The sequence below is a fragment of the Asticcacaulis sp. P2_C5 genome (assembly GCF_056404555.1).
Map to the genome: position 1 here is coordinate 1 of NZ_JBFUDU010000020.1, position 25033 is coordinate 25033.

21 protein-coding genes are annotated in these 25033 nt (G+C 61.9%); 15 read left to right on the plus strand and 6 right to left on the minus strand.

Going from position 1 to position 25033, the window contains the following annotated elements; genetic code table 11:
• Nucleotides 1-234: transposase (locus AC1DXO_RS24605; RefSeq protein WP_476977627.1), on the plus strand; the 234-nt coding region annotated here is incomplete at its 5' end.
• Between the two features lie 165 nt (nucleotides 235-399).
• On the opposite strand, the gene AC1DXO_RS24610 is transcribed toward AC1DXO_RS24605, so the two are convergent.
• Both AC1DXO_RS24610 and AC1DXO_RS24615 read right to left on the minus strand, forming a co-directional pair.
• A complete protein-coding gene (locus AC1DXO_RS24610) occupies nucleotides 400-4701 on the minus strand; it encodes a translocation/assembly module TamB domain-containing protein (protein WP_476980858.1) in 4302 nt (1433 codons plus the stop codon).
• A gap of 2 nt (nucleotides 4702-4703) precedes the next feature.
• Complete coding sequence (locus tag AC1DXO_RS24615; RefSeq protein ID WP_476980859.1) at nucleotides 4704-6845, minus strand: autotransporter assembly complex protein TamA; 2142 nt, start codon at nucleotides 6843-6845, stop codon at nucleotides 4704-4706.
• A 384-nt stretch (nucleotides 6846-7229) separates the two neighbouring features.
• Between AC1DXO_RS24615 and AC1DXO_RS24620 the strand changes: the two genes are divergently transcribed.
• The 5 genes from AC1DXO_RS24620 (at nucleotide 7230) to alkB (ending at nucleotide 10947) form a co-directional block, all read left to right on the plus strand.
• Nucleotides 7230-7832 carry a DUF6940 family protein gene (locus AC1DXO_RS24620; RefSeq protein ID WP_476980860.1) on the plus strand — a complete coding sequence of 201 codons (603 nt, stop codon included), beginning with the start codon at nucleotides 7230-7232 and terminating at the stop codon, nucleotides 7830-7832.
• Between the two features lie 155 nt (nucleotides 7833-7987).
• Nucleotides 7988-8455, plus strand: coding sequence for a DUF1579 domain-containing protein (locus tag AC1DXO_RS24625; RefSeq protein ID WP_476980861.1), 468 nt, complete (start codon nucleotides 7988-7990; stop codon nucleotides 8453-8455).
• Between the two features lie 86 nt (nucleotides 8456-8541).
• The gene (gene ada / locus AC1DXO_RS24630) at nucleotides 8542-9639 is read left to right on the plus strand and encodes a bifunctional DNA-binding transcriptional regulator/O6-methylguanine-DNA methyltransferase Ada (RefSeq protein ID WP_476980862.1); all 1098 of its coding nucleotides are present in this window, start codon (nucleotides 8542-8544) and stop codon (nucleotides 9637-9639) included.
• 11 nt (nucleotides 9640-9650) lie between these two features.
• Nucleotides 9651-10322 (plus strand): 2OG-Fe(II) oxygenase, encoded by a 672-nt coding sequence (locus AC1DXO_RS24635; RefSeq protein WP_476980863.1) that lies wholly within the window; start codon nucleotides 9651-9653, stop codon nucleotides 10320-10322.
• Complete coding sequence (gene alkB / locus AC1DXO_RS24640; protein WP_476980864.1) at nucleotides 10309-10947, plus strand: DNA oxidative demethylase AlkB; 639 nt, start codon at nucleotides 10309-10311, stop codon at nucleotides 10945-10947. Before AC1DXO_RS24635 ends, alkB begins: the two co-directional genes overlap by 14 nt.
• Nucleotides 10948-11553: 606 nt before the next feature.
• On the opposite strand, the gene AC1DXO_RS24645 is transcribed toward alkB, so the two are convergent.
• Entirely contained in the window at nucleotides 11554-12024 is a 471-nt protein-coding gene (locus AC1DXO_RS24645; RefSeq protein ID WP_476980865.1) for a response regulator, read from the minus strand.
• A gap of 214 nt (nucleotides 12025-12238) precedes the next feature.
• On the opposite strand from AC1DXO_RS24645, the gene AC1DXO_RS24650 reads away from it, so the two are divergent.
• The 3 genes from AC1DXO_RS24650 to AC1DXO_RS24660 all read left to right on the plus strand — a co-directional run bounded on the left by AC1DXO_RS24650 (nucleotide 12239) and on the right by AC1DXO_RS24660 (nucleotide 16507).
• Nucleotides 12239-13744 (plus strand): sensor histidine kinase, encoded by a 1506-nt coding sequence (locus AC1DXO_RS24650; RefSeq protein ID WP_476980866.1) that lies wholly within the window; start codon nucleotides 12239-12241, stop codon nucleotides 13742-13744.
• A 115-nt stretch (nucleotides 13745-13859) separates the two neighbouring features.
• Nucleotides 13860-14315 carry a response regulator gene (locus AC1DXO_RS24655; RefSeq protein WP_476980867.1) on the plus strand — a complete coding sequence of 152 codons (456 nt, stop codon included), beginning with the start codon at nucleotides 13860-13862 and terminating at the stop codon, nucleotides 14313-14315.
• Nucleotides 14316-14656: 341 nt separating this feature from the next.
• Nucleotides 14657-16507 carry an autotransporter domain-containing protein gene (locus AC1DXO_RS24660; RefSeq protein WP_476980868.1) on the plus strand — a complete coding sequence of 617 codons (1851 nt, stop codon included), beginning with the start codon at nucleotides 14657-14659 and terminating at the stop codon, nucleotides 16505-16507.
• A 323-nt stretch (nucleotides 16508-16830) separates the two neighbouring features.
• Here the strand turns inward: AC1DXO_RS24660 and AC1DXO_RS24665 are convergent, their stop codons facing one another.
• Together AC1DXO_RS24665 and AC1DXO_RS24670 are read right to left on the minus strand one after the other, a co-directional pair.
• Nucleotides 16831-17088, minus strand: a complete 258-nt coding sequence (locus tag AC1DXO_RS24665; protein WP_476980869.1) for a hypothetical protein — start codon at nucleotides 17086-17088, stop codon at nucleotides 16831-16833.
• 73 nt (nucleotides 17089-17161) lie between these two features.
• Nucleotides 17162-17857 carry a DUF1345 domain-containing protein gene (locus AC1DXO_RS24670; RefSeq protein ID WP_476980870.1) on the minus strand — a complete coding sequence of 232 codons (696 nt, stop codon included), beginning with the start codon at nucleotides 17855-17857 and terminating at the stop codon, nucleotides 17162-17164.
• A gap of 81 nt (nucleotides 17858-17938) precedes the next feature.
• Here AC1DXO_RS24670 and AC1DXO_RS24675 point away from each other — a divergent pair, with 81 nt between their 5' ends.
• From AC1DXO_RS24675 to AC1DXO_RS24695, 5 genes are all read left to right on the plus strand, one after another.
• Nucleotides 17939-18391, plus strand: coding sequence for an SRPBCC family protein (locus tag AC1DXO_RS24675; protein ID WP_476980871.1), 453 nt, complete (start codon nucleotides 17939-17941; stop codon nucleotides 18389-18391).
• A 106-nt stretch (nucleotides 18392-18497) separates the two neighbouring features.
• Nucleotides 18498-20579: a dipeptidyl-peptidase 5 gene (locus tag AC1DXO_RS24680; RefSeq protein ID WP_476980872.1), complete on the plus strand. Its 2082-nt coding sequence runs from the start codon at nucleotides 18498-18500 to the stop codon at nucleotides 20577-20579.
• Entirely contained in the window at nucleotides 20579-21472 is an 894-nt protein-coding gene (bla, locus tag AC1DXO_RS24685) for a class A beta-lactamase (protein ID WP_476980873.1), read from the plus strand. Before AC1DXO_RS24680 ends, bla begins: the two co-directional genes overlap by 1 nt.
• A gap of 1 nt (nucleotide 21473) precedes the next feature.
• Nucleotides 21474-21968: a methyltransferase family protein gene (locus tag AC1DXO_RS24690; protein WP_476980874.1), complete on the plus strand. Its 495-nt coding sequence runs from the start codon at nucleotides 21474-21476 to the stop codon at nucleotides 21966-21968.
• Nucleotides 21969-21980: 12 nt separating this feature from the next.
• Nucleotides 21981-22904 (plus strand): glutaminase, encoded by a 924-nt coding sequence (locus AC1DXO_RS24695; protein ID WP_476980875.1) that lies wholly within the window; start codon nucleotides 21981-21983, stop codon nucleotides 22902-22904.
• Nucleotides 22905-22907: 3 nt separating this feature from the next.
• Here the strand turns inward: AC1DXO_RS24695 and AC1DXO_RS24700 are convergent, their stop codons facing one another.
• The gene (locus AC1DXO_RS24700) at nucleotides 22908-23882 is read right to left on the minus strand and encodes an MBL fold metallo-hydrolase (protein ID WP_476980876.1); all 975 of its coding nucleotides are present in this window, start codon (nucleotides 23880-23882) and stop codon (nucleotides 22908-22910) included.
• A 138-nt stretch (nucleotides 23883-24020) separates the two neighbouring features.
• On the opposite strand from AC1DXO_RS24700, the gene AC1DXO_RS24705 reads away from it, so the two are divergent.
• A complete protein-coding gene (locus tag AC1DXO_RS24705; RefSeq protein ID WP_476980877.1) occupies nucleotides 24021-24983 on the plus strand; it encodes a hypothetical protein in 963 nt (320 codons plus the stop codon).
• The last annotated feature ends 50 nt before the right edge of the window (nucleotides 24984-25033 follow it).

Sequence of the window (25033 nt, forward strand, 5' to 3'; positions counted from 1 at the left end):
AAACTTATCGTGCCCGAAAATATCACCCTGATGAAATTGCCACCCTATTCGCCAGAGCTAAATCCTCAGGAAAATGTCTGGCAGTATCTACGACAGAACTATCTCGCCAATCGGGTCTATGAAAATTACGAAGCCATTGTCGAAGCTTGTTGCAACGCATGGAAGGCTCTCATGGAACAGCCAGAACGCATTCGATCAATCGGAACAAGGGAATATGCACAGGTCAGAGTTTAACGCCGTTGGTATTACTTTACTTAGTCCGTGGCAAGCAAAGGAAGCAAGAAACCCCACCACCACATCTCGCGCCGTTCATGCAAACGTACCACCTGTGCTGGCGCTCGTGCGGTCCCCCTCCCCAAATTTCTTCGAAATTCAGGAATGTATAAGATGAGTGGTCGCTCAATAATCCTTCGAATATCGCAAACTGACCGCGGTGCCCTGGTTGCCGACTTGCGACAGCACCGACAGGGCGCGCGACAGGGCGACCTCCAGTTGGGTCGCCGTAAAGCCCTTGGTGTCGGTGACGATCTCGACATAGACATTGCTGGTCAGGTACTTGCCTGCCGCCAGCGACGTGCCGCGTCCGGTCGAGGCGTCGGCGCCGACCAGGCGCAGGCGGTCGATCCCGGTCACCGACCGCAGGGCGCCGAGCGGATTGAGGAAGTCTGTTCCACCGTTCAGCCCGTTGACCGCCGAGGCCAGTTGCAGGGCTTCTGTGGCCGACAGGTTGGTGACGCTTTCACCGAACAGCATGCGCGACAGGACCTCGTCCTGGGGCAGGGCCGGCGTCGAACTGAAGGCGATGTTCGGGCGCTGGGCCGATCCGGTGACCTTGATGATCCCCTTGACGTCCTGCATGTCACCGCTGGCCTGGATGCTGATCTGCGGATCGGCCAGCGGCCCACCGTCGAAGGTGATAGTGCCCTGGTCGATGATGAAGGCCTTGCCGGCAAAGGTGTAGTTGCCGCGGACCACCTTCATGTCGCCGATGACGCGCGGGTCCAGCGTGGTGCCGATGACGTTGAGGTCCATCTCCCATTCCGATTCCAGCCCCATGCCGGAGACGAAGATCTGCCGGTCGGCGCGAGCACGTATGTCAAGCTTCCACGAAGCAGGAATTGAATCGTCAATCACAGCCGGGCGGTCGCTGTCGCCCTTCTTGCGTACGCCATCGAGCACATTGACCTGGGCGGCGCCCTGCTTGACGACCTCGTATTTCAGTTGCGGCAGGCGCAGGTCGCCCTTGATCAGCGCGCCCTGGGTGGTGTCGTTGGTGACGTCGAGCGTGCCCGAGACGGTCGAATTGATCGAGTCACTGCGCGCCAGCCGGGCATTGGCCAAATCGATATGGACGGCCATGGGGAAGTGCTGGGCGGCGGCCAGGCTGAGCCAGCCCGAACCCTTGACCGTGCCGTCGCCGGCCCGGCCTGAAAAGCTCTTGAGCTCCAGCCGATCGTTGGTGAACAGGCCATCGACGGCTAGCGACGAGATGCGCGTGCCGAAGGTTTCATTGTCATAGGTCAGGGACGTTGCCTTGATGACGCCGTTCAACTGTGGCGCCTTTAACTGGCCGGAGAAGTCGGCCGCCAAGGCGACGGCGCCGCTCAGGTTTTGCCGCGCCAGGCCGGTCAGCGAGAAGGGCACAGCGGCCGGGCCGTTGTAGCGTACGCCGCCCGACAGGCCGGCATTCATCAGGCCCGCCATCCAGTCGCTGCCGCCGGTCGGCGTCAGGTCGACCTGGACGCGGCCGATCACAGCGCCGCCTTCGCGGACAATGGCGTGGACATAGTTGCCCGACGCCGACAGGTTGGGGTTCAACTGGCCGTCAACCGTCATGTCGACCGGCGCCGAGACGACCGAAGCCGAAGCGCGTGAGAAGTCGTCGATCTTCAGATTGAGCCGCGCCGTCGGGAATCCGCCATGGTTCTGGGCGAACTCGACCGAACCATCCGCCTTGCCGGTAATGCCCAGATCCTTGCGGAACAGGTTGGCAATCGACAGGTCGAGGTCGCGCAGGTGGGCCTGGACCTTCATCTGCTCACCCAGCCGTCCGGCCAGATCGATCCGGCCCTGGTCCATCACAATGGTCGTCGGTTGCAGCACCCAGTCCTTGCCAGATGCGGTAATGCGCGCCGGATGATCGAGCGTGAAGGGGATACCGTTGGCCTTGCCCTGGGCGGCGACTGTGTAGAGTTGCGGCGCGATATCGGCATTGATGGCCACGGTAAAGGGCACGCCCTTGCTGCCATTGGCCACGGCCTGGATCGTACCGCGCTGCCCCTTGAGCTGAATCTTGGCGCGGCCAGTCGCCAGCGCGAAGTCCTGCCAGGTGACGTCGGCCATCTGGACATCGCCGGTCAGCTCGATCTGGTCACGCAGCACGGCATTGGCGGTCAGGATGGCGCGGCCGATGCGAATCTTCATATCACCGGGAACCGTCACACCGCTGCCCGTGGCATTGATGATCGCGCCCTGGCCGCCGCCGACATTGCTCAGCTGCGCCGTGCCGTTAAGGCCCGAGCCGCCGATCGCTAACGTGCCGGCAAACGGCCCGCCCTGGGTCTGGGTCAGCAGGCCCGACGTGGTGACGCCGGCAAAGGTCGCGGTATGGATATCGACGGTCAGCGGCGTGCCGGTCGTCACCACGGTATCGGCGGAAAATGGGCCGTAGTCGCTGTTGCCGTCGCCGATGATGGCATAGGCATTGTCATTGCCGGTAATGTGGGCCGTGACGTCGCGCATATGGACGCCGAAACCCGGGCTGGCGGCATGAAGAATAGCTTGGGGCTGGTCGATCGTCCCGGACGCCACGAGGTCGAGCGGGCCATAGGTGGTCGAAGTGCCGGCTGCCTTCAGGGCAATGGCGCCCTTGGTGGTGATGCTGCCCTGGGCCGAGGCCAGGGTGAACAGCGGCGCCTTGCCACTGGCCCGGATTATCGAAAAGGTGCCGTTGGGCGCATAGGCATAGGCGCCGGTCACCCTGGCATTGCCGCCCATGGCATCGCGGATAGCGGTATTGGCCCAGGTCAGGGTTTCGGCATTGGCCGTGCCGGTAACGGCAACGCCTTTGGAAGTAATGGCGACCCGTGCCGTGGTGTCGGCGTTGACCGTGCCGACTTCGGCGACCAGATATTTCCGGACGCTGGCCTTGGCGTCGATGGTGTAGGCACCGGTTGCGGTATCGCCGCGCAGCGAGCCGCTGGCTTTTGCGCGGTCGCTGGTCAGGCGGATATTGTCGGAGGCGAGCTTGCCATTGTCGATCTTCAGGTCGCCGTCCAGTCTGACATGGGTCAGCAGAGGGTCGACATGGCTGTCGATTCCCGACAGGGCCACAGCCTGCGCCTTGATCGGGATGGTCATGACCCCGTTGTCGAGGTGGCTGCGGCCATCGGCCTGCAGGCCGGCGACACGAATGGCCCCTAAGCCAAAGCGCGTGGCCTTGAGGTCGTAATCAATGCGCGGCTGGTCGAAAGCGCCGTCGACGCGCAGATCGGCATAAAGATCGTCGCCGGAATAGTCGGCGCCCAAGGCTTCGGGATGGAGCAGGCGGACATGGGCTTCGACACCGTCGAACCGGTTGCCGGCCAGGTCGACGACGCCCTTGGCGGTGGCGGCCAGGGCGTCGGAAGCGAGCTTCAGATCGGCATCATAGCGCCTGTTCTTGCCCTTAGCAGTCAGGTCGAGCATGACCGACGGGCGCAGCAGGGACGCGCTCTCTCCGGTCAGGATTGCCCCTGGATAGGTGGGGCCGTGGACCGTGAAGGTGCCGTTCTGGGCGGTGAGGGCCAGGTCGAACAACGGCTTTTCGGCCAGGGCGGCGGTTGCCTTGCCACGCCACAGTTTCCATTCGCCCTTGCCGCCGACAAAGGCGGTCACCGGACCGTCGAGATGCAGCAGGTCGTCGATGAGACCTTCAGACGGCGCACTGAGCCGGGCTTCGATATCAAGCCTGTTGGCGTCGGGGACGGCGTCGAGGAGGACATTGACCAGGTCGCCGCGGTCGCTGCGTGCATCGGCCTGGATCATGGCGCGACGGTGCAGGATGTGAGCTGCGCCGGACAGGCTTACCGTGCGGGCTTCGCCGGTAACGGGGGCGGCCAGGTTGATCGCGTCGACCTTCAGCCGGCCAAGATCGATGCGCAGGTCGGGCAGAAGGGGACCGTTGTCCTTTTCCGGATTTTCGGAAGGGTTGAGCTCCGGCCGGCGCAGGACGTCGATGCGCGGGCTGGAAAAGTCGCGGATATCGATATGTTTGTTGAGCGCGCCGAACGGTCGCCAGTTGAGATGGAGGATGGGGCTGGTGACGAAAACACCCTTGGGATCGCGGACCTTGACGTCATAGAGGGTCATATTGCCGTACAGCGAGCCTTCGATGCGGCCGATCTCGAACTTCAGGCCGGAATTGAGCTTGATGCCGGTGGCGTATTGGACCAGCAGGCGGCGGCCGGGCGGCGTGTTGAGCGCGGCCAGGGCGATACCGATCAGCACCAGGACGATGGCCAGGATGATGCCGATATTGCGCGCCACCATGGGCCACGAGACTTCGCGCCAGTCGATGCCGCGCCACGCCGTCCGAACGTGGGTGGCGGCAAGCGTGCTGTGCTGTACGGCGCCCTCGCGAAGACGATCCCAGTGCAGCTTGGGCTTCGGCTTTTCAGGATCGAGCCTTTTTTCGTTTTTTGGGGGCGCCGGTTCTTCCACTGTCAGAACGCCTGGCCGATGCCGACATACAGCGCGACGACCGGTTCGTTATCGCGGCGGCTGAGCGGGGTGGCGATGTCGATGCGGATAGGTCCGAAATTGGTGTACAGCCGCGCCCCGACGCCGACACCGACTCTCAGGTCGCTGAACGATGGCGTGGTCGTGCCATAGGCCTGGCCGATATCGATGAACGGCACGATTCCGAAATCACCGAAACGATAGCGCAGTTCGGCTGAGGCTTCGAAGACGCTGAGCCCGCCGGTCGGATCGCCATTGGTGTCCAGAGGCCCCAGACCCTGGAAAGCAAAACCGCGCACCGAGCCGCCGCCGCCGGCATAGAGGCGGCGTGACGGAGCGATATCTTCGAGCTTGGCGCCGATCTGGGTGCCGATGCGCAGGCGCGTGGCGACAACGGTCCTGGCATTGAACGAACGGTAATAGCTGGCGTCGAAGATGGTCTTGATATTGGCGGAACCGGCGCCGCCCAGGCTGAGTTCGGGCACGGTCTGCACGACCAGGCGGAAGCCCTTGGCGGGATTGAGCAGGTCGTCGGTGCGGTCGTAGCCGATGCGGATCGGCGTGTCGGCCAGGTAATAGACGGCGCGGATATTGCTGCCTGTCGTTGTCGTCAGGTCTGTCGATATTTCCTGCGTGGCCAGAATTTCGGCGCCGTAGGACCAGGTCCACACCTTCTGCCACAGCGGCGTCGAGACACGCGAGCGCGACGCCGACAGGCTGACCGTATTGGCGTCATAGGCGTCATAGACATTGTGGCCGGCACTGAGCGCCAGTTGTGTCGTGCGGTCGCGTTTCCTGGCGTTGGAACGACGAAAGGTTGTCGACAGGCTCTGCTCCTGGGTGCCCAGCGCGCCAGTGACGATCAGTGCGCCTTCGGGCGGAAAGCGGTTGCGGTCCTGCCAGCTGGCGCTGGCGGTAAAGCCTTCGCCGGTGCTGTAGCCGATATCGGCAGCCAGGGTATGGCTGGGGCCCTTGGCCTGGTGGACGACCAGATCGACATAGGTGGTGCCGTCGTCAGCTTTTTCTTCGGTGGCGATGGGCTCGACGCCGACGCTGCGGAACAGGCCTGTCGCGACCAGGGCTTCGCGCAGGTCGTCAACCCTGCGGTTGTCGTACAGGTCGCCGCGTTCAAAGCGTGTCAGGACGGCGACGTGGTCGGGTTTGAAGACAATTTCACCGTCGCTGCGGAAGCCGCCGAAGCGCGCCCGCACACCGGGATCGACCTTCAGCGTGTAGTCGCCGCTGTGCATGGCTTCGTCGAGTAGAATGTCGCGCTGACCGACCGTGGCGAAGGGATAGCCGGTCTGCTTCATGACTACGCTGACATTGGCCTCGGCGGACAGCACTGTGTCGGCGACAATCGGATCATTCTGTTGCAGCGGCAGGGCGTTGCGGATCAGATCAGGTGGCTGGGTCGGGTCGGCGGCAATGCTGATCTGCTCGAAATGATATTGCGGGCCGGGATCGACCGTCATCTGGACTGCAGCGCGATCGGGCGCATCGGGCACGGGAGCCACCGTCGTGGTCACTGTTCCGTCGAAATAGCCCTCGGACTTGAGCAGGCGCAGAACCAGGGCTTCATCGTCATTGGCCCGGGCGCGGATCATGGCGGTATTGACCGCGCGGCCCTTGTTGTTCTGGAGCGCGCTCAGGGCCTTGAACCGGTTGGACAGGCCGACCTGGCTGAGCCCATCGACGTCGGTCGTGTAGGCAATCTGCGGCAGGTCCCTGTCCGGTGTGCTGGTGGTTTGGAGGGGCTGGACATCGTAACCCGACAGGGCGGGTAGGGGGGCGTCGAGTTCCTTGTCCTCGACAGTAACGGCAGGCAGGGCGTCGGGCGCGGTCGCCGGGGTTTCGCTGACGACAACGGCGTTGTCGATTGGCGGCGGAGGTGGTTCGGGCACCGGCTCGGTTGGGGCTTCTGTCGTTAGTTTGGGCGGCGGCGCTTCGGTTGCGTCCAGTGGCGGCAAGGCCTTGGTGAAATCATCGTCGGAGATGATATCGGGTGGCGGTGTTGTTGGCGGACTCACGACGGGTGGCGAAGTTTCCTGGGCCGTGGCGGCAAAGGCGGCAAAACAACCTGCGACCAGGGTGCGGGCCAGCGCCTGTCTCTGCCTGTTCGTCACGTATACGCCCGCCTTTGTCCCGCGCAGCGCCAATTGACGCCACAGTTCTGAGAATACCGTCACAAACGCCCTGTCGCGCCGCAAAAAATCCATATGGAACTATGAGCCGATTCGATAGTTGGAGGGTTCTAAAACCCTACTGCGGCGGGCGCCTGCGGCGTCGCGGGTCCTCCTCGAAATGCTCATGTACTTAAGTACACTCCGCTTTCTCGGTATCCGCTCCTGGCACCTGCCTCACCGCAGCGGGTTTTTAGAACCCTCCAGTCGCTGAACCCCGGGAATGGAAAGGCTTGTCATCGGGCGCCAGCTTGCAGATATATCGGATTAGGGTTGAAAGTCCTGCGGCACCCGCCACGGTTCAGGGGAAGAGGGTATGAACGGCATATGACGAATTGCTATCTTGCCAGGACGGATCAGGTGGGCTCCGACGTAACTCGCCTGTATTTCGAAGATCATGGCGGGGACGGGCGGGTTCTGTCCAGAGGCGAGGTATTGGCTCTCTGGGTATCGGACGACTCGTTTTGCGCCTGTTTTTCCAAGACGCTGGCCGATAGTTCGCTAGAGGCGTTTTTCTGGGAGACTCCGTCACTTTCGCCGGAAACGGTCGACCTGCCCTTCGAATGTATCCTTATGCCGGCAGCATCGCTGGCGAGGCAGCACAGCGATCCGCGGCCGTTCTCAGCGCAATTTGAGGCCGCGCCGGATGCGCCCGGTGTTATTGCCTTTGAAAATCTGGGTGGTGACGCGAGCCTGATCGTGCCCTGCGACATGGGGGATGGTGCCAGGCATGGCCATTTGGCGGCATTCCTGCGGACCGCGGCGCCACACCAGATAAGAACGCTCTGGCATCATGTCGGGCAAACCGCAGGTGCGTGGCTGGCGCGCGGGCGAACCTGTTGGATAAGCACATCCGGGCTTGGGGTCTCCTGGCTGCATATCCGCATCGATTCCCGGCCCAAATATTACGGTCATGCGCCATATCGCTGATGGACGATCCATTGCGCTTTGGGTCGAAAAACGCCTGGCCTCTTACAATTGGAATAATAGCTGACATCCTATGACATCTATCCGGATGTACACCGTCGCCATTGTCGATGGGTAGGCGTGCCTGGCATCGATTTATCGCTTCGATGGAGTTGCCTGTGAGCGCCGCCGACGATTTCGATTTCCTGTGCCGTGCCTGGACCGTGCATCACCGCAAGCTGGGAACCCGGCTGGCCGGCGCCGATGATTGGGCCGAGTTCACAGGTACCAGCACGACGACGCCCATCCTCGGCGGCGGGGGCAATATCGAAGACAATGTCCTTCATGATCCACAAGGCACGTACCGCGCCGCCGCCCTGCGATGCTTCGATGCCATGGAAAAGATGTGGCGCATATGGTGGCTGGATCAACGCATGCCGGGCGAAATCGGGCCTCCTGTCGTCGGCCGGTTTGACGGCAATCGCGGAGAATTTGTTGCCGATGATACCTGGCACGGCGTTGCCATCAAGGTGCGCTTCGTGTGGCTCAAGGACGACGGCCAGGGGCCGCGCTGGGAACAGGCTTTCTCGAAGGACGGTGGGACGACGTGGGAAGTTAACTGGGTCATGGCGTTTCGTTCGGCGTGAACACCGCCTGGGCTGAAAAGTTCGAATTCAACAGCAAGGGGCGGAGCGCAAGGCGTCGGCAGGGCGACTATTGTGTGGATATCGTGATGCCCTACATAAGGAATGCCGTTATGCTCAATGCCCTGATGACTCGTACCCCCCAAACCTCGACCGATCCGCGCTGGGATGCCCTGGTCGCCCGTGACGCCGCCGAAGACGGCCGCTTCTGGTACTCCGTCGCGACGACCGGCGTCTATTGCCGCCCGTCCTGTGCTGCCCGCACGCCGCGCCAGGAAAATGTCGCTTTCCATACGACGTGCGACGCCGCCGAAGCCGCCGGCTTCCGGCCGTGCAAGCGCTGCAATCCGCGCGGAGAGTCGCCGAAAGCCAAGATGGCCGGGGTGATCGGCGATATCTGCCGCTGGATCGAAGCCGCCGAGACTGAGCCATCCCTGGCGCAACTGGCGCAGCGCGCCGGCCTCAGTCCCTATCATTTTCATCGCCAGTTCAAGGCCGCCACTGGCGTCACACCCAAAGCCTATGCCAGCGCCCAGCGAGCCCGCAAGGTGCGCGAAGGCCTGGACGCTGGCGAGAGCGTGACGGCGGCTCTGTATGACGCCGGTTACGGCTCGAACGGACGGTTCTACGAAGCCTCCAACGGCATATTGGGCATGACGCCGCGGCAGTTCCAGAAAGGCGGAAGCGACAGCGACATTCGCTTTGCCGTCGGACAATGCCGGCTGGGGGCCATCCTGGTGGCGAAGAGCGACAAGGGCGTGTGCGCCATTTCACTGGGTGAAGACCCCGACGCCCTGGTGCGCGAGCTTCAGGACCGTTTCCCCAAGGCGCGGCTGACTGGGGATGACCCACAGTTCGATGCGCTGGTGGCGCACGTCGTGGGCTTTGTCGAGGCGCCAGGGACAGGCTTCGACCTGCCACTCGATATTCGCGGCACGGCCTTCCAGCAGCGCGTCTGGCAGGCTTTGCGCGCCATCCCGGCAGGAAAGACCCTGAGCTACGCCGAACTTGCGGAGGCGATCGGCAGTCCCGCCGCCGTGCGCGCGGTTGCCGGAGCCTGTGCCGCCAATACCCTGGCGGTCGCCATTCCATGCCATCGCATCGTCCGGACCGATGGTGCGCTGTCGGGCTATCGCTGGGGTGTCGAGCGCAAGCAGGCCCTGTTGACCGCCGAGGGCGCGCGGTGAGTAGCAACTGGATGTCTGTGAAAACCGAACTGGACGATTACGGTTGCGCCGTCCTGCCGGGTCTGGTGTCGCCGCAGACCTGCACAGGTCTTGCGGAGCTGTACGACGGGGCAGGGCGCTTCCGCAGCCATATCCATATGGCGCGGCACGGCTTCGGCCGGGGCGAATACAAGTATTTCGCCTATCCCCTGCCGGACGTGGTGGGGCGGTTGCGCGAGCGTCTGTATTCGCCCATGGCCGCGATCGCCAATGACTGGAACGACCGCATGGGGTTGGAGGCGCGCTATCCCACGCAGCACGATGAGTATCTAGCGCAGTGCCATTCGGCGGGGCAGGTCCGGCCGACGCCGCTGATGCTGCGTTATGGCGCCGGCGACTATAATTGCCTGCATCAGGACCTGTATGGAGATCTGGTTTTTCCGCTGCAGGTGGCGGTATTGCTGTCGCGTCCCGGCGAGGATTTTACGGGTGGCGAATTCGTCCTGACCGAACAGCGGCCACGCATGCAGTCACGCGCCGAGGTGGTGCCCCTGACCCAGGGCGATGCCGTGGTGTTTGCCGTGCATCACCGCCCTGTGGCGGGCACACGCGGCAGCTACCGCGTCAATATGCGCCATGGGGTGAGCCGGCTGCGGTCAGGGCAGAGACACACATTGGGGATTATCTTTCATGACGCGGTCTGAAGCCCAGGGCGACCTGTTTGGCGTAGCCTGGTCCGAGGGCATGGACGTATTGCGCTGTTTTGCGCTGGAGGTGGCGGACGAGCTGGTAACCGCGATCGGCGTGCTTTCGGCCGAGGCGCCGTTTCGCCATATGGTTACGCCGGGTGGCCAGTCGATGTCGGCGGCCATGACCAATTGCGGCCTGGGTTGGGTGACCGATCGCGGCGGCTATCGTTACGCGACGCACGACCCGGTCAGCGGGCGGGCCTGGCCGCAGGTGCCGGTCTTGTTTCTCGACCTGGCGGAACGGGCGGCGGCCGCGGCAGGCTTTTCGGGTTTTGTGCCGGAAGGCTGCCTGATCAATCGTTATGAACCTGGCGCCAGGATGGGCCTGCATCAGGATCTGGACGAAGGCGACCTGACGGCGCCGATCGTATCGGTCTCACTGGGTTTGCCGGCGGTATTTCAGTTCGGTGGCTTGAAGCGTTCCGATCCTGTGATGAAGATCGACCTGGTGCACGGTGACGTCGTGGCGTGGGGCGGACCATCGCGCCTGGCCTTTCATGGCGTGATGCCGTTGAAGCCTGGCGTACATCCGGTCACCGGCGAGGTGCGCTATAATCTGACATTCCGCAAGGCACGGTAAAATATGTGAGGAAGACGCCCCTATACAACATGCTTATAGGCATAAAAGAGGTAGTCCTCCACCGCTTGCGGGGGAGGTGGCGCGAAGCGCCGGAGGGGGCGATGTCTCCGATCTGCGCCGACTGTTTATGACAATAGGCGCGTGTCGCCCTGCAAAAAGGCGGCCTACAAAAGTCTAGTTTTAAAACAAATCCCCCCTCCGCCGCCTTCGGCGGCACCTCCCCCGCAGGTGGCTAGGCGATTCACACATCTCAAAAAGGCAAATAAACTCAATAAGATTTTCGCGTGAGATGTCTGAGTTTGCGACGCTGAAATTTAGTGCCTGTTTACGCTGTAGCTAAGGCCCCCCACCGTCACGGCTTACGCGCCGAAGATGCGCGAGCGCCGCGCCACCTCCCCCGCTCACGGGGGAGTATAAGAAAAACAAATACTTATACCGCCCCGTGAGCGGGGCGGGGGACCGCCCGAGACATTGCGAAGCGTAGCTTTGGCGAAGGGGGGTGGTGGGGGCCTTCGGTCGTTCGGTCACTCAAACCAAGCACATATGTGCATACCCTAGCCGCAGGCGGTGGAGGACTGATCTAAGCGTTTAACTTAGCACTTGAGATCAGCGAAACGGCTGGGGTTCGGCATCCGGTGGCAGTTGCATCAGGCCGAACCAGTAGTTCTCGATCTTGCTGACGATGTCGTCATAGGTCTCGGTCGTCACCGGCTTGGTGATATAGCCGTTGGCATGGCGGTCATAGCAGCCCGTGACATCGGCGTCGGCGCTGGAACTGCTGAGGACGATAACCGGTATGCGCTTCAGCCGCGGGTCACCCTTGATCTCGCTGAGGAAATCCTGGCCGTGCATGTGGGGCAGGTTGAGATCGAGCAGGATAAGGTCGGGAACGGCTGCTCCCGCATATTCGCCTTCACGGCGCAGGATCGATAGCCCGGCCTCGCCCGTCTCGGCGACTGTAATGTCGCTGGGCATCCGAGCCCTGCGAAAGGCGCGGCGGGTCAAGACGGCGTCGCCGTGATTGTCTTCAATGAGCAGAACCTGCGCAGCCCGCGCACGCTCGGTAAGCTTAGTCATGACATGCCCGCTGGAAGTCCCGTCCTGGCCCCGTCCTGATCCGGGTCAGGGCAGAGTGACACCAATTTGCCGGCCTTCGCAAGAGCTACCTTGCGCAATCCCGGAGGTGACTGTTTATATCCAGTCCAGGGAGCGGTCCGCGCATCTGCTTTCGCGCCGGACGCGAATCTGCATCCGTGTTATGAGAACCGCCGAACCATAAAGGACCACCACCATGGCCCCTACCATGCAACATGACATGTCGGCCTTTATGCCGCACGGCACCTGCTTCCTGTGGCGGCCGGACGTTCTTTGGCTGCATGTCCTGTCCGATGCCACCATCGCCTTTGCCTATTTTGGCATCCCGATTGGGCTGTGGTACTTTGTGCACAAGCGCCGGGACCTGCCGTTCCAGTTGGTCTTCCTGTTGTTCGCCGTCTTTATTCTGCTGTGCGGAACGACCCACATCTTCAGTATCTGGGTTTTGTGGCACCCCAACTACTATTTCGAGGGCTTTATCAAGGCGTTGACGGCCATTGCCTCGGTGGCGACGCTCGGCACGACGATCTTCCTGCTGCCCGAGGCGCTCAAACTGCCCAGTCCGCAGCAACTGGCGCAGACCAACGCCCGGCTCGAAGCGGCTAACACCAAGCTGGAGGAGCTGTACCGCCAGACCGAGGAGCAGGGCCGCGTCCTGCTGGGGTCGGTGGTCGACAATGTCGGGGAGGGGATCATCACCCTGGACGAAGCCGGGCGGATCGAGAGCTTCAACACCGCCTGCGAGGTCATTTTCGGCTATGGCCCGGCTGAGGTCGAGGGGCAGCCCCTCGCTATGCTGGTTCCGGATGGCGAAGATCGTCATCGCGCCTATGTCGCGCCGGGGGCGGCATCACGCGAGGTTCAGGCGCGACGCAAGGACGGCGGGTTTTTTCCGGCCGACCTGTCGATCAGTCCGTTCGAGGTCGGCGGCAAGCGGCACCATACCGGCATTTTCCGCGACGTCACGCGCATGAAGCAGGCCGAGGAAAGCCGGCAGCGCCTGCTCTTGCGGCTGACCGAGTCGAACACCGAACTGGAGCGCTTCGCCTATGTGGCGTCGCATGACATGCAGGAACCGCTACGCATGGTGATGAATTTCAGCCAGATCATCGCCAAGGACTATGAAGACAAGCTGGACGACGAGGGGCGGGAATATCTCAAGATCATTGCCGACAGCGCGCTGCGCATGCGCGACATGGTCCAGGATCTGCTCGACTATGCCAGATTGGGGCGTGACGGGCTGCGCTTCGGCGAGGTCGACCTCGCCGCCGAACTGGGGCATGTCCAGGACAATCTGAGTGCGTTGATCAGCGAGAGCGGCGCGCGGATATCGTGTATCAGTCTACCGCACGTGCGCGGAAATGCCGTTCAATTAATGCGCCTGTTTCAGAACCTGATTGCCAATGCCATCAAATACCAGGCGCGCGGTAATGTTCCGCAGATTCATATTCATGCCTCGGACGAAGGCGACAACTGGCTGATCGCCGTCAAGGATAACGGCCTGGGGATTGAACAGGGATTTGTCGACCAGGTCTTCGAACCCTTCCGCCGCCTGCATACCTGGGACGCCATCCGCGGTACGGGCCTGGGCCTGGCCGTGTGCCGCAAGATCGTCGAGAACCACGGCGGCCGCATCTGGGCAGAATCGGAACACGGGCGCGGCAGCACCTTCCTGTTCACATTGCCAAAAATGGATAAATAAAACCTGAGCCGGGCGGGTAGCGATTGCGTGATTGTACTTTTAAGTCCGACTGTCGCTATCCATATTTCGAGAGATGCTGGGAGGCGACCCTAAAAAGGCGACCCGGGAGAGACAAATGGGCAACCTGTTGATACGCGAAGGCCGGCCGGCCGAGATCATGCTGGTCGAAGATAATCGCGGCGACGTCCTGCTGGCGTCGCGCGCCTTCAAAGAGGCGCAGTTCGAGAATCGGCTGACGGTGGCCGATACAGCAGAAAAGGCGCTCGCCATGCTGCGCGCGAGCCAGGCCGAAGGGTTACGCCTGCCCGACATCATCCTTCTGGACCTAAACCTGCCGGGTATGAGCGGGTCGGAATTGCTGGCCATTGTCAAAAACGACGATGCGCTGCGCCATATACCGGTCATCATACTGTCCAGTTCGGCGGCGGAAACCGACGTCAATGGCAGCTACGATCGTCACGCCAATGCCTATATCGTCAAGCCGGTCGACCTGGAAAAGTTCCGTGACGTCATCGCCAGCATCGAACAATTTTTCTTTATCCTGGCCGTTCTGCCGTCCGACCGTGATTGACCTCGGGCATCATTGACCTTGGGCGTCATCGGCCTCGGGCATCATGACCTTAGGGCAGCTTTTACTTCACGTCCTGTGTATTCGTGAGGCGGCTTGCGTATTTGCGGCAGATTTGTAACAGGTGCTGAAATTATCTTGACCCTTGACGCTGCGGAAATATTGCCTTTGGCGGCAATTTCTTTAGGTTCAGCCGCGATGCGGTGATTATGCGCCGCACCAAAACTACGGCTTGCGCGTCAAGGCCGACCGACGACTTGTTGCGTTGCAATAATAGCCGCCGCGACCGCCCCAAACAGTGCAGGCTGCCAGAAAACAAAAAACACAAGTCCGCAGGGTAAATCATGACAAAATTCCGTTCTCTGGCGCTGGTCGCCGGTGCCGCGCTGTTGCCGCTGGTCTTGGCGAGTGGCGCGCAGGCTCAAACCTATTCACGCCTGATCAGCTTCGGCGACAGTCTGTCCGATAACGGCAACCTGTACACCGCAACCAGTGGCACGACGCCGCCGGCGCCCTACAATCACCGTTTCACCAACGACCTGGTATGGGCGGAATATCTGTCGGGCACGATGCAGGGCTTCTTCACCGCGACCTCGTACACGACGGGCAATTACAACGCCGCCTTCGGTGGTGCGCGGACCGATACGGCGGTCGCTTCGCCCCCAGGCACGCCGGTGCAGATCGGCGCCTATCTGGGGCATGGCGGGACCTTCGGCGCCAATGACGTGGCCAGCATCTGGGCCGGCGCCAACAACATCTTCCAGGCCCTTCCGGGTGCCGCGTCAAACCCTTCGACCGCCAGCACCGTCATGGGCGGCGTGGCTACCACGGCGGCCGGCAATGTGGCGACCCAGGTCAATCAGCTGGCCACAGCGGGCGCCAAGACCATCGTCGTCATGAACCTGCCGGACCTGGGCAAGACGCCGCAGTTCTCCGCCGATCCGTCGGCCTCGGCCCTGACCAGCCTGACCACGACTATTTTTAATTCGGCCCTGAGCACCGGCCTGGGTACGGTAGCCACGGCGCATGCCGACACCAATATCGTCCAGGTCGATATCTATTCGGCCTTCAACACCATTATCGCCAATCCCTCGCGATTTGGCCTGACCGATGTCACGCGCGCCTGCATCAACGTGACCGCCTGCGTCACAGGTTCGCAGGATGTGCGTAACGCCAACCTGTTCTGGGACGGCGTCCACCCGACCGCGACGGGCCATAAGCTGGTCGCCGGCCTGACGGCCCAGTATCTCTACACGCCGACCCTGACCGAAGGCGTCGGCATGCTGGCCGACCAGTCCTATGAACTGCGTCGCAGCAATGCCAATGACCTGGCTGGTCGTATGGCCGGCGGCCATGGGTATTTCGTCGAGGTGGTCGGCGCGCAAGGCTCGCGTGACAAGGATATCGCCCTGCAGGGCCAGATCGGTACTGCGGCGACCCTGACCAGCCAAAAAGCCTATGACTTCAGCCTGGGCGGCTTCCGCGCCGGTGCGGTCGCGCCAATGGGCGGGAATACCAGCTTCGGTATCGCCGTGACGGCCCTGACCGGTGACGCCAGGGCCTTTATGGTCGAGGCAACGCCGACAGATATGAGCCTCGACGCCGGCATTACCTGGCATGGCGACATGCTGTCCGTATCCGCCATGGCGGGCTTCGGCCTGGGTTCGTACAGCGATTACAAGCGTGGCATGCTGGTCCAGGGGTTCGACGGCCATCGCAGCCATGTCGACAGCCAGTCGTGGTCAGGCGGCTTGCAAGCGGGCTGGACCAGCGAGATGGGCGGCTGGTCGATGACGCCTCTGGCGCGCGTGTCTTATAATTCAGCGACCATGTCGGGCTTCTCCGAACTGGGTGACGTGGCGATTGTCGCCTTCGAGGACCGCAAGGTATCGGCAACCTCGGGCGCGGTCGAACTGCGTACCTCGGGCACGGTTGGCGCACTGGCCATCAATGGCCTGGTTGGTTACGAAGCCGTGCTGAGCGGTGATGAGGGCGAACTGCGCGGCAAGCTGCTCAATAACACCGCCCATGCCTTCGCCACCGATATGGGCGATGTCGGCACGCCGGGCCTGCTGGTGGGTTTAGGCGTTTCCACGAATATCGGCGGTTTCAAGGTGCGGGCACAGTACAGTGGCAATTTTGGCGATGACCAGACTGGCCAGCAAGGCATGATCTCGTTCAACAAGGCCTTTTAAGAAGCGTACCCGTCAAGTGTACCAACCGCTATAAACCTGGCCGCGCCTCAGTTGCATGGGGCGCGGCTTTTATATGCCTTAATGCGAATGGATGTTGCGGCCGATAGAAGGCTTTTTAACCGCAGATTTCGCAGATTGACGCAGATTTTTCCGATTTCACTTTGAAAGGCCGGTTCGCGTCAAAACTTAAATGCGCTTCGCGCGCAACAAGCAAACAGAGGGCGTCAAAATTTCCCGAAGTGCGCTGAAAAAATCTGTGTCATGGCGGTCCAAAGGCTATACCTTTGGACTCGGCATATTGACGAAATCTGCGGTTCCAAACCTTACACCCGGATGTTCAAACTCTGACCGGGCGAGGTGGCGTCGGCGGGTGTGACACGCTGGCTTACCGAGGCCTGGTTCAGGTGGCTGAGATTGCCACCGAATTTCACGCTGGGATCGGCGTCGGCATTCACGCCGTAAGGCCCGGACTTCGGGTGGGTCGGATCGATATGTTTTTTGGCATAGTCGACATCCGTACAGTTCTTGCACGTAAAGCCGTTGACCGTGACGGGGTGAGCGTAGTCACCGCTGATGGACATGTTCGTCGCCCTGAGGAATTACCGACAACAGTAATACGCCAGGGTAAATCATTCGGTTACACGCCGCGGCAATTTAATTTCCGGAAATCAGTGCGGCGGCGATATTGACCGTCAGGCCCAGGACCGCGGCGTTGAACAGATAGGCCACCACACAGTGCAGCAAGCCCACCTTGCGCATGGCAGTACAGGCAAATGCCACGTCGGCCGTCTGGCCCGATGTGCCGATGACAAAGGCAAAATACAGGAAGTCGGAATAGACCGGCTGGGTGTCGCCGGGAAAGATCAGACGCGGCGTCTTCGTCGGTTCACCATGGATGTAATAGCCGTGGGCGTAGTGAAAGGCGAAGGCGGTATGGATAAACATCCATGAGGTCGCCAGGGTGATCACGGCGAGCAGGGTGTGGAAGGCCTTGATGGTCTGGGTCAGGTGCGGCACGGGCGCCAGCATGGCGATGATCGACACCTGGCTGAGGATGGCGGCGACGATCGACAACAGAAGCACCAGATGCTCGCCGTCGTCATAAAGATGGGCATGGTCCATAATGGCCTGGTGATCCGCCCGCAACATGCCGTGCCACCCCAGCGCCAGATAGGTGATGGTGAAGCCGTTCCACCCGATCAGAATTGCGGGCACGGGCTGCAGCCGCGTCAGATATTCCGCCACGGCCCAGGCGGCGATTCCCACGGCCACGGCGAGCAAAAGTTGCGGCTTTTGCCGGATATAGCGGATCAGATAGAGGTCGAGCAGACGCTTTGGCGATTGGGTCATGAGTCACTTGTGTGTTTTTGTTGCTATGCTAGGCTCTTTCGTCACGATATTGTCAAATTCCGCTTTGGTGAGAGGTACAGCATGACCATCGCGTTCGAGCACAGCATAGATTTGCCGCAGACGCCGCATGAGGTTTTCGCCCTGTTGGACGACTACAAGAAGGTGCCTTTGTGGCTTAATCGCTGTGAGGGCCTCGCCAAGCAGGGGACCGGACCCAACAAGGTCGGCGACAAGCTGCGTTATGCCTATTGCGAGGCGGGGAAACACGGCCTGATGGACGGGGTTATCGTCGCCCAGGAAGAGGACAGGCTGCTGTCTTACAAATACTATGACAAGATGATGCAGGTCGCGGTCGACTTCCGCATGGAGCCAAGCGACACCGGTACGCGTTTGACCCACAGGATCGAGATCAAGCCCAACTCCTTTATCGCCAAGCTGATGACGCCGATGTTCCGCATGAAGTTGCCGAAGCAAACCATGCTCGCCATGGAGTCGCTGCGCAAGCTTTTGGCAGCCGAATACGCAACAGCTTAGCTAATCGCGTGGATATTAAAAATTAGCAATAACGCCGTTCGGTGCTCGACACAGGCGTCAAAGGGGTCTTTAACAGGGCAGTTCGTAACACCTGTGACGGTTCCCCATGTCCAAATTTCCCAAGATTTCCGCTCTTTGCCTGGCTGCGTCCGTGTCGGTTCTGGCGCTGACCGGCGCCGCCCATGCCGACACGGTGCCCTTCACCTACAAAGACATGCTGATGCTGGACCGGTTGAGCGCGCTTACCGTCGACAGCACTGGGACACATGCCGCCTTCCAGGTCCGCGCCACCGATATGGACAAGAACAAGGGCGTCAATGCGATCTGGATCAAGGATCTGAGCGGCGCAGATACGGCCGAACGCAGGCTGGCGATTTCCGAAGGCGGCGCGACCAATCCGCAATGGTCGCCCGACGGCAAGACGCTCTATTTTGTCTCGTCGCGTTCGGGCAGCGACCAGGTATGGAAGACCGACGTGACCGGGGCCGCCGCCACCCAGGTGACCAGCCTGCCGCTCGATGTCCAGGCCTATCAGCCAAGCCCGGACGGTAAGGGCGTGGTCGTGGCCCTGGCCGTCTTCCCTGAATGCAAGGGCATGGAGATCGACTGCACGGTCAAGAAACAGGCTGAGGCCAAGGCGAACAAGTCCTCGGGCGTGGTCTATACCAAGCTGTTCGTCCGTCACTGGGATACATGGGCTGACGGCACACGTAACCACCTGTTTTATCAGGGCTTCGATGGTTCAGCGGCGATTGCCCTGACCGATGGCTATGACGGCGATGTGCCGTCGAAGCCGTTCGGCGACGAGGCCGAATTCACCGTGTCACCCGACAGCAAGGTCGTCTTCTTCTCCGCCCGTGAGGCTGGCACATCCGAACCGTGGAGCACCAATTTCGACCTCTATGCCGTGCCGATCAGCGGCGGCGCCGCCATCGACCTGACGCCCGACAACAAGGCGTGGGACACCAGCCCGCGTGTCTCGCCCGACGGCAAGACCCTGGCCTATAAGGCCATGAAGCGCCCGGGCTTCGAGGCCGACCGTTTCGGTATCTATCTGCGCGACCTGAAGACCGGCGTCGTGACCGCGGTGGCGACGGACTGGGACCGTAGCGTCGACGACATCAAGTGGGCCAAGGATGGCAAGAGCCTGCTGGTCACCGCTGGTGATGTCGGGCTGCAACGCCTGTTCCGCGTCGACATCAAGACCGGAAAGGTGATGGCGCAATCGCAGTCCGGCCATATCGACGCCTTTGCCGAGAGCGCGGCAGGCATGGTCTTCCTGAAAAGCGCCATGAATTCTCCGGCCCAGCTGTATCTGGCCAATTCCAAGGCGATGTATATCGACATGGGCGCCCGCAACCTGACCGGCCTCAATCCCGGCCTGAAGACCTGGGCGATGGGCCAATATGAACAGTTCAGCTTCAAGGGCTGGAACGACGAAACGGTCTATGGCTATGTCGTCAAGCCTGCCAACTATGTAGAGGGCAAGACCTATCCGGTCGCCTTCCTGATCCACGGCGGACCGCAAGGCTCGTTCGGCGATTCGTGGTCCTATCGCTGGAATCCGGAAACCTATGCCGGTGAAGGCTATGCGGTGGTGATGATCGATTTCCACGGCTCGACCGGCTACGGCCAGGCCTTTACCGATTCGATTTCCGAACATTGGGGCGACCGGCCTCTGGAAGACCTGCAAAAGGGCTGGGCGGCGGCGCTGGGCCAATACAAGTTCCTCGATGCAGATCGCGCCTGCGCCCTGGGAGCATCCTACGGTGGCTACATGATCAACTGGATCGCCGGCAACTGGAAAGAACCGTGGAAGTGCCTGGTCGAACATGACGGACTGTTCGATACGCGAACCATGGCCGAAGAAACCGAGGAACTGTGGTTCTCGGAATGGGATAATGGCGGGGTGCCCTACACCAACATGGCCAAGATGGATCAATTCAATCCGGCTTTGCACGCCAAGGATTGGTCGGTGCCGCAACTGGTCGTCCATTCGGACAAGGACTTCCGCGTTGTGCCGGGGCAGGGCATCGCCACCTTCACCGCCCTGCAGCGCCAGGGCGTCGAATCGGAATTCCTCCGCTTTCCGGATGAAAACCACTGGGTGCTGAAGCCGCAGAATTCGATGAAATGGCACGCGACAGTGTTCGACTGGCTGAAGCGTCATACGGTGGAAAAGCAATAATGTTGTCGCGGCGGAGCGTGATCGCCGGATGGGGTGCAGGCTTGGCTTTGGCGCCCCTGGCCGGTTGCAGCGGCAAGGTCGCCGCGGCGGTCGATTTTGCCGGCGGCATGATCGAGATTCAGAAGCGACACGGCGGCCGCATCGGCGTCTCCGCCGTCGATCACGCTACGGCAGCGCGTCTGTCGGTCTCGTCCGACGAACGTTTCGCCATGTGCTCGGTGTTCAAATGGGTGCTGGCCGCCGCGATCCTGGCTCACGTCGATGCCGGCAAGCTGAGCCTGGCGCAGGCGGTTCCCTATACCAAGGCCGACCTGCTGGAATGGGCGCCCGTGGCCGAAAAGCACGTGGCGGATGGTCATCTCACGATCGGCGAGTTGTGCGGGGCGGCGGTGTCGCAAAGCGACAATACAGCGGCCAATCTGCTGTTGCCGCTGGTCGGCGGACCGGCGGGCCTGACGGCCTTCGTGCGCGGCCTGGGCGACAAGGTGACGCGCTTCGACCGCGCGGAACCGGAACTCAACACCAATATCGCCGGTGATCCGCGTGATACCACCACGCCGGAAGCGATGACGCAGCTTCTGCAGACGGTCTATACCGGCACGGCGCTGAAGCCGGCCAGTTTGGAGCAGTTGAAGACCTGGATGGTGGCGACGACCACCGGCGCGAAACGCATCCGCGCCAGCGTTTTGGCCGGCTGGATCGCCGGCGACAAGACTGGGACCGGCAATGGTGAGGTCAATGACGTCGCGGTGATCTGGCCGCCCCAGGCCGACAGCAAGACGCGCGGCCCGATCTTCCTGACCATCTTCACCACAGGCGGTACACTGGACGACGAGGGCAAGAACAAGGTCATCGCCGATATCGCCAAGCTGGTTCTGGATGTGCTGACCTGACATGTCGCGTCTGGCTTCCATCGCCGGATCGGCGCTGTTTTTCGTGCTGGCGCCGTGCGTCATGGGTGGGCTGATCCCTTGGTGGATCAGCGGTTGGACGATGAACCGCGCACCCGACCAGATCCGTTATCTCGGCGCGGCCCTGATCGTGCTGGCCTTGCCGGGATTGATCGATTCGTTTCGCCGCTTCGCCGTCGAGGGGCTGGGGACGCCGGCGCCGGTCGCGCCGACCCAAAGCCTGATCGTGACCGGGCTATACCGATATACGCGCAATCCGATGTATGTCGCGGTCGCCGCGGTTATTTTCGGCCAGGCCCTGCTGCTCGCCAATCTGTGGGTCGGACTGTACGGCGCTGGCTTTGTTGCCGTTTGTCACCTGTTCGTCGTTCTGTACGAGGAACCGGCGCTGCAGCGCCAATTCGGCGTCACCTACGACGTCTATAAAAAAGCCGTTCCGCGCTGGATTCCGCGGTTGACGCCGTGGCGCGGCGCTTGACATAAGCCGGTTATGAAAGAGTCGATTTCCCTTGCCGACGTTCTGACCGAGGTCGCCGTCCTGGTGCGGCCGCATTTCGGCAAGGGCCGGACCGCGCAATATATCCCGCAACTGGCCGGCGTCGATCCGGGTAAGTTCGGCATGGCGGTATGTACGGTCAAGGGTGACGAGTACGCCGTCGGTGATGCCGACGAACCCTTCTCGGCCCAGAGCATCACCAAGCTGTTCGCCCTGGGCTTGGCGTTGAACCGGATCGGCGACGAGGTATGGACCCGTGTCGGCAAGGAGCCATCCGGGACGCCATTCAACTACCTGTCGCAGTTGGAGCAGGAAGAGGGCGTGCCGCGCAATCCGTTCATAAATGCCGGCGCCCTGGCGGTGACCGATATCCTGCTTGACGTGGTGCGCGAGCCCGACGGCCTGGTGCGCGACTTCATGGGTGTGTTGAGCGCTGCCGAACTGGCCATTGACGAAGACGTCGCGGTGTCCGAGCTGGAAACCGCGCACAAGAACCGCGCCATAGCCAGTTTGATGCGCAGTTTCGGCACCATCAGCCACGATGCGGAAACGGTGATCGAGGCCTATTGTCGCCAATGCGCAATAACGATCAACTGCCGGCAACTGGCGCGCGCCGCCCTGCCGCTGGCCGCCGGCGGGTTTTCACCGGTCGTCGAGGAGACTATTTTTCCGCAACGCCTGACGCGGCGGCTGAATGCGCTGCTGCTGACCTGCGGCATCTACGATTCGGTTGGATCCTTCGCCTATCGCGTCGGACTGCCGGCCAAGAGCGGCGTTGGCGGGGGGATCGTGGCGATCGTGCCGGGTCAGGCGGCGGTGGCGGTGTGGTCGCCGGAACTGGACCGCTTCGGCACGAGCGTGGTCGGTGGCTACGCGCTGGAGCATTTCAGCCAATTGACCAACTGTTCGGTGTTGTAGAGTTCAACCCGTCGTGCAAAAGGCGCTGTCACCACCGTTCTGACGCAGCAGATCGACATACTCTCCGGCCATCTCCGTGGCGCGGGCATCGTCCGGCGCTTCCGGGGCGCGCCGCTCCGCCGAAGCTTTCAACCAGTCCGCGGCGCAGTCCGTCGCCGCCCGATTGCCATGGGCGCAGTCGACATAGGCGCCAAAAGCCGTGCGATAACCTTCAAACTGCGCTCGCGTCATCGGCGCGCCATGACCGGGAATAACCAGGGTAAAGTCGGTCGCAGATATGGCATCCAGGCCAGCTTTCCAGCCGTCGACGCAGGCCGTATCGAGAAACGGCACGGGCAGGGTGATCAGGTCACCGGCTGCGACCACATGGCTTTGCGGATCATAGACCCAGACATCGCCGTCGGTCGCGGCATGGGGCGCCAGTCGGATATCCAATGGGCGGCCATCGATATCGCGCATCTGCGAGTCCGTGACCGGCACATCGGGTAACAGCGCTTCGGGATGCTGGCGTGTCACGATATCGCCGCGGATATCCTCGGCCAGGTCGGGTGGCGCCTGGCCGGTGTCGAGATAGGCCTGCGAACTGGCGATGCCCTTGGCGAAGTGGTCGCGGCCCCATGCAATGACCGCCGTCCCGGTATAGAGCTTAGCCTCGGGCCACAGCGCCTTCAGGTCGCGATTACCGCTGGTGTGGTCGAGATGCCAGTGGCTGTTGATCAGGGCGGTGACGGGCAGGTTCTGTGTGTGGGCGAAGTCGATGATCGCCTGACGATGCCAGGTGTGGCGGCCGGTATCCATGACGATAAGGCCGCTCTTACCCTGAAAGACGACCGTATTGCCGTCTGGCTGGCGGCCTTGTGGAAAACTGCCGGGGATCAGCCAGATACCGTCGGCGACCGGTTGCGGCAAAGGCGACGGTGGCGGGTCGGCGAGGGCAGGGGACGCAACCAGAACAGCCGCCAGGATCAGGATTTTCATGACAGTTCCTCCCGAACCGCAGCCTAAACCCCACCGTTTGCTTCGCCTAATTACAAGAAATTCAGGTTTCGGGCCTCGGCGACCAAACCTTAACGCTTGTCTGGTAAGGTTTCCGCGTCAAATCCGAAGGAACCCGACATGACCGTTGCCCAACCGCAAGCCTTGGCTGACCTCGCCGCCACCCTGACCCATCGTGCCGAAATCGGCGCCGAAGACGTTCTGGCCCTGCGCCGGCTGGTCTGGCATGACGGGGCGGTCAATCGCGACGAGGCCGACGCCCTGATGGCGTTGAACACGGCCTGCCATCTGCGCGCGCCGGAATGGGTCGACTATTTCGTCGAGGTCATGGGCGACTTTCTGGTACATCAGCAAACGCCGCAGGGCTATGTCGACGAAGCCAATGCCCAGTGGCTGATGGACTGGATCGACAAGGACGGCCGCGTCGACTCGCTGGCTGAACTGGAACTGCTGGTCAAGGTGCTGGAAATCGCCACCGCCGTGCCGCCAAGCCTGAAGGCCTATGCCCTGCGCCAGATCGAAGCCTGCGTGCTGAGCGGCGAAGGGCCGACGCGCCAGACCGGCCTGTACGTCAATGGCGGCGCCCTCGACAAAGGCACGATCAATGCCACAGAGGTCGAACTGCTGCGCCGGATCATCTTCGCCCAGGCCGGTGACGGTGGCTATGTCGTCAGCCGCGCCGAGGCCGAAATGCTGTTCCGAGTTAAGGATGCCACGCTGAATGCCGGTTACGCGACGTCGTGGCCAGACCTGTTCGTCAAGGGCGTCGGCAATCACCTGATGGCCCATGCCGACTACACGCCGCTGAGCCGCGAAGACCAGGCCGGGCTCGACGCCTATATGGCCGATACCAGCGTCAGCCTGGGCCGTTTTGCCGGCCGGGTGTTCGGCCGCCGTACCGATCCGCGCCTGTCGTCGAAGGTATTCGAAGCGCAGGATGAAGCCGCGGCGCGTGTCGATGCGCAGATCACCCCGGGCGAAAAGTCATGGCTGTATGCCTATATAGACGCCGACGGTGCCCGCGACGCCCTGGAAACGGCGCTGATCAACTTTATCCGTCGTGAACGCTCAGAACAGGCTTAGCCCATCCGCATACTGGTAAGCCATCTCTAAGGCTTGCCCACAGATTAGCA

Coding starts and splice junctions, on each gene's coding strand:
- AC1DXO_RS24635 (WP_476980863.1), top strand. CDS start 9,651: ATGTCTGTGAAAACCGAACTGGACGATTACGGTTGCGCCGTCCTGCCG.
- AC1DXO_RS24705 (WP_476980877.1), top strand. CDS start 24,021: ATGACCGTTGCCCAACCGCAAGCCTTGGCTGACCTCGCCGCCACCCTG.
- AC1DXO_RS24700 (WP_476980876.1), bottom strand. CDS start 23,882: ATGAAAATCCTGATCCTGGCGGCTGTTCTGGTTGCGTCCCCTGCCCTC.
- AC1DXO_RS24675 (WP_476980871.1), top strand. CDS start 17,939: ATGACCATCGCGTTCGAGCACAGCATAGATTTGCCGCAGACGCCGCAT.
- AC1DXO_RS24690 (WP_476980874.1), top strand. CDS start 21,474: ATGTCGCGTCTGGCTTCCATCGCCGGATCGGCGCTGTTTTTCGTGCTG.
- AC1DXO_RS24695 (WP_476980875.1), top strand. CDS start 21,981: ATGAAAGAGTCGATTTCCCTTGCCGACGTTCTGACCGAGGTCGCCGTC.
- AC1DXO_RS24670 (WP_476980870.1), bottom strand. CDS start 17,857: ATGACCCAATCGCCAAAGCGTCTGCTCGACCTCTATCTGATCCGCTAT.
- AC1DXO_RS24660 (WP_476980868.1), top strand. CDS start 14,657: ATGACAAAATTCCGTTCTCTGGCGCTGGTCGCCGGTGCCGCGCTGTTG.
- AC1DXO_RS24620 (WP_476980860.1), top strand. CDS start 7,230: ATGACGAATTGCTATCTTGCCAGGACGGATCAGGTGGGCTCCGACGTA.
- AC1DXO_RS24645 (WP_476980865.1), bottom strand. CDS start 12,024: ATGACTAAGCTTACCGAGCGTGCGCGGGCTGCGCAGGTTCTGCTCATT.
- alkB (WP_476980864.1), top strand. CDS start 10,309: ATGACGCGGTCTGAAGCCCAGGGCGACCTGTTTGGCGTAGCCTGGTCC.
- AC1DXO_RS24665 (WP_476980869.1), bottom strand. CDS start 17,088: ATGTCCATCAGCGGTGACTACGCTCACCCCGTCACGGTCAACGGCTTT.
- AC1DXO_RS24650 (WP_476980866.1), top strand. CDS start 12,239: ATGGCCCCTACCATGCAACATGACATGTCGGCCTTTATGCCGCACGGC.
- ada (WP_476980862.1), top strand. CDS start 8,542: ATGCCCTACATAAGGAATGCCGTTATGCTCAATGCCCTGATGACTCGT.
- AC1DXO_RS24680 (WP_476980872.1), top strand. CDS start 18,498: ATGTCCAAATTTCCCAAGATTTCCGCTCTTTGCCTGGCTGCGTCCGTG.
- bla (WP_476980873.1), top strand. CDS start 20,579: ATGTTGTCGCGGCGGAGCGTGATCGCCGGATGGGGTGCAGGCTTGGCT.
- AC1DXO_RS24655 (WP_476980867.1), top strand. CDS start 13,860: ATGGGCAACCTGTTGATACGCGAAGGCCGGCCGGCCGAGATCATGCTG.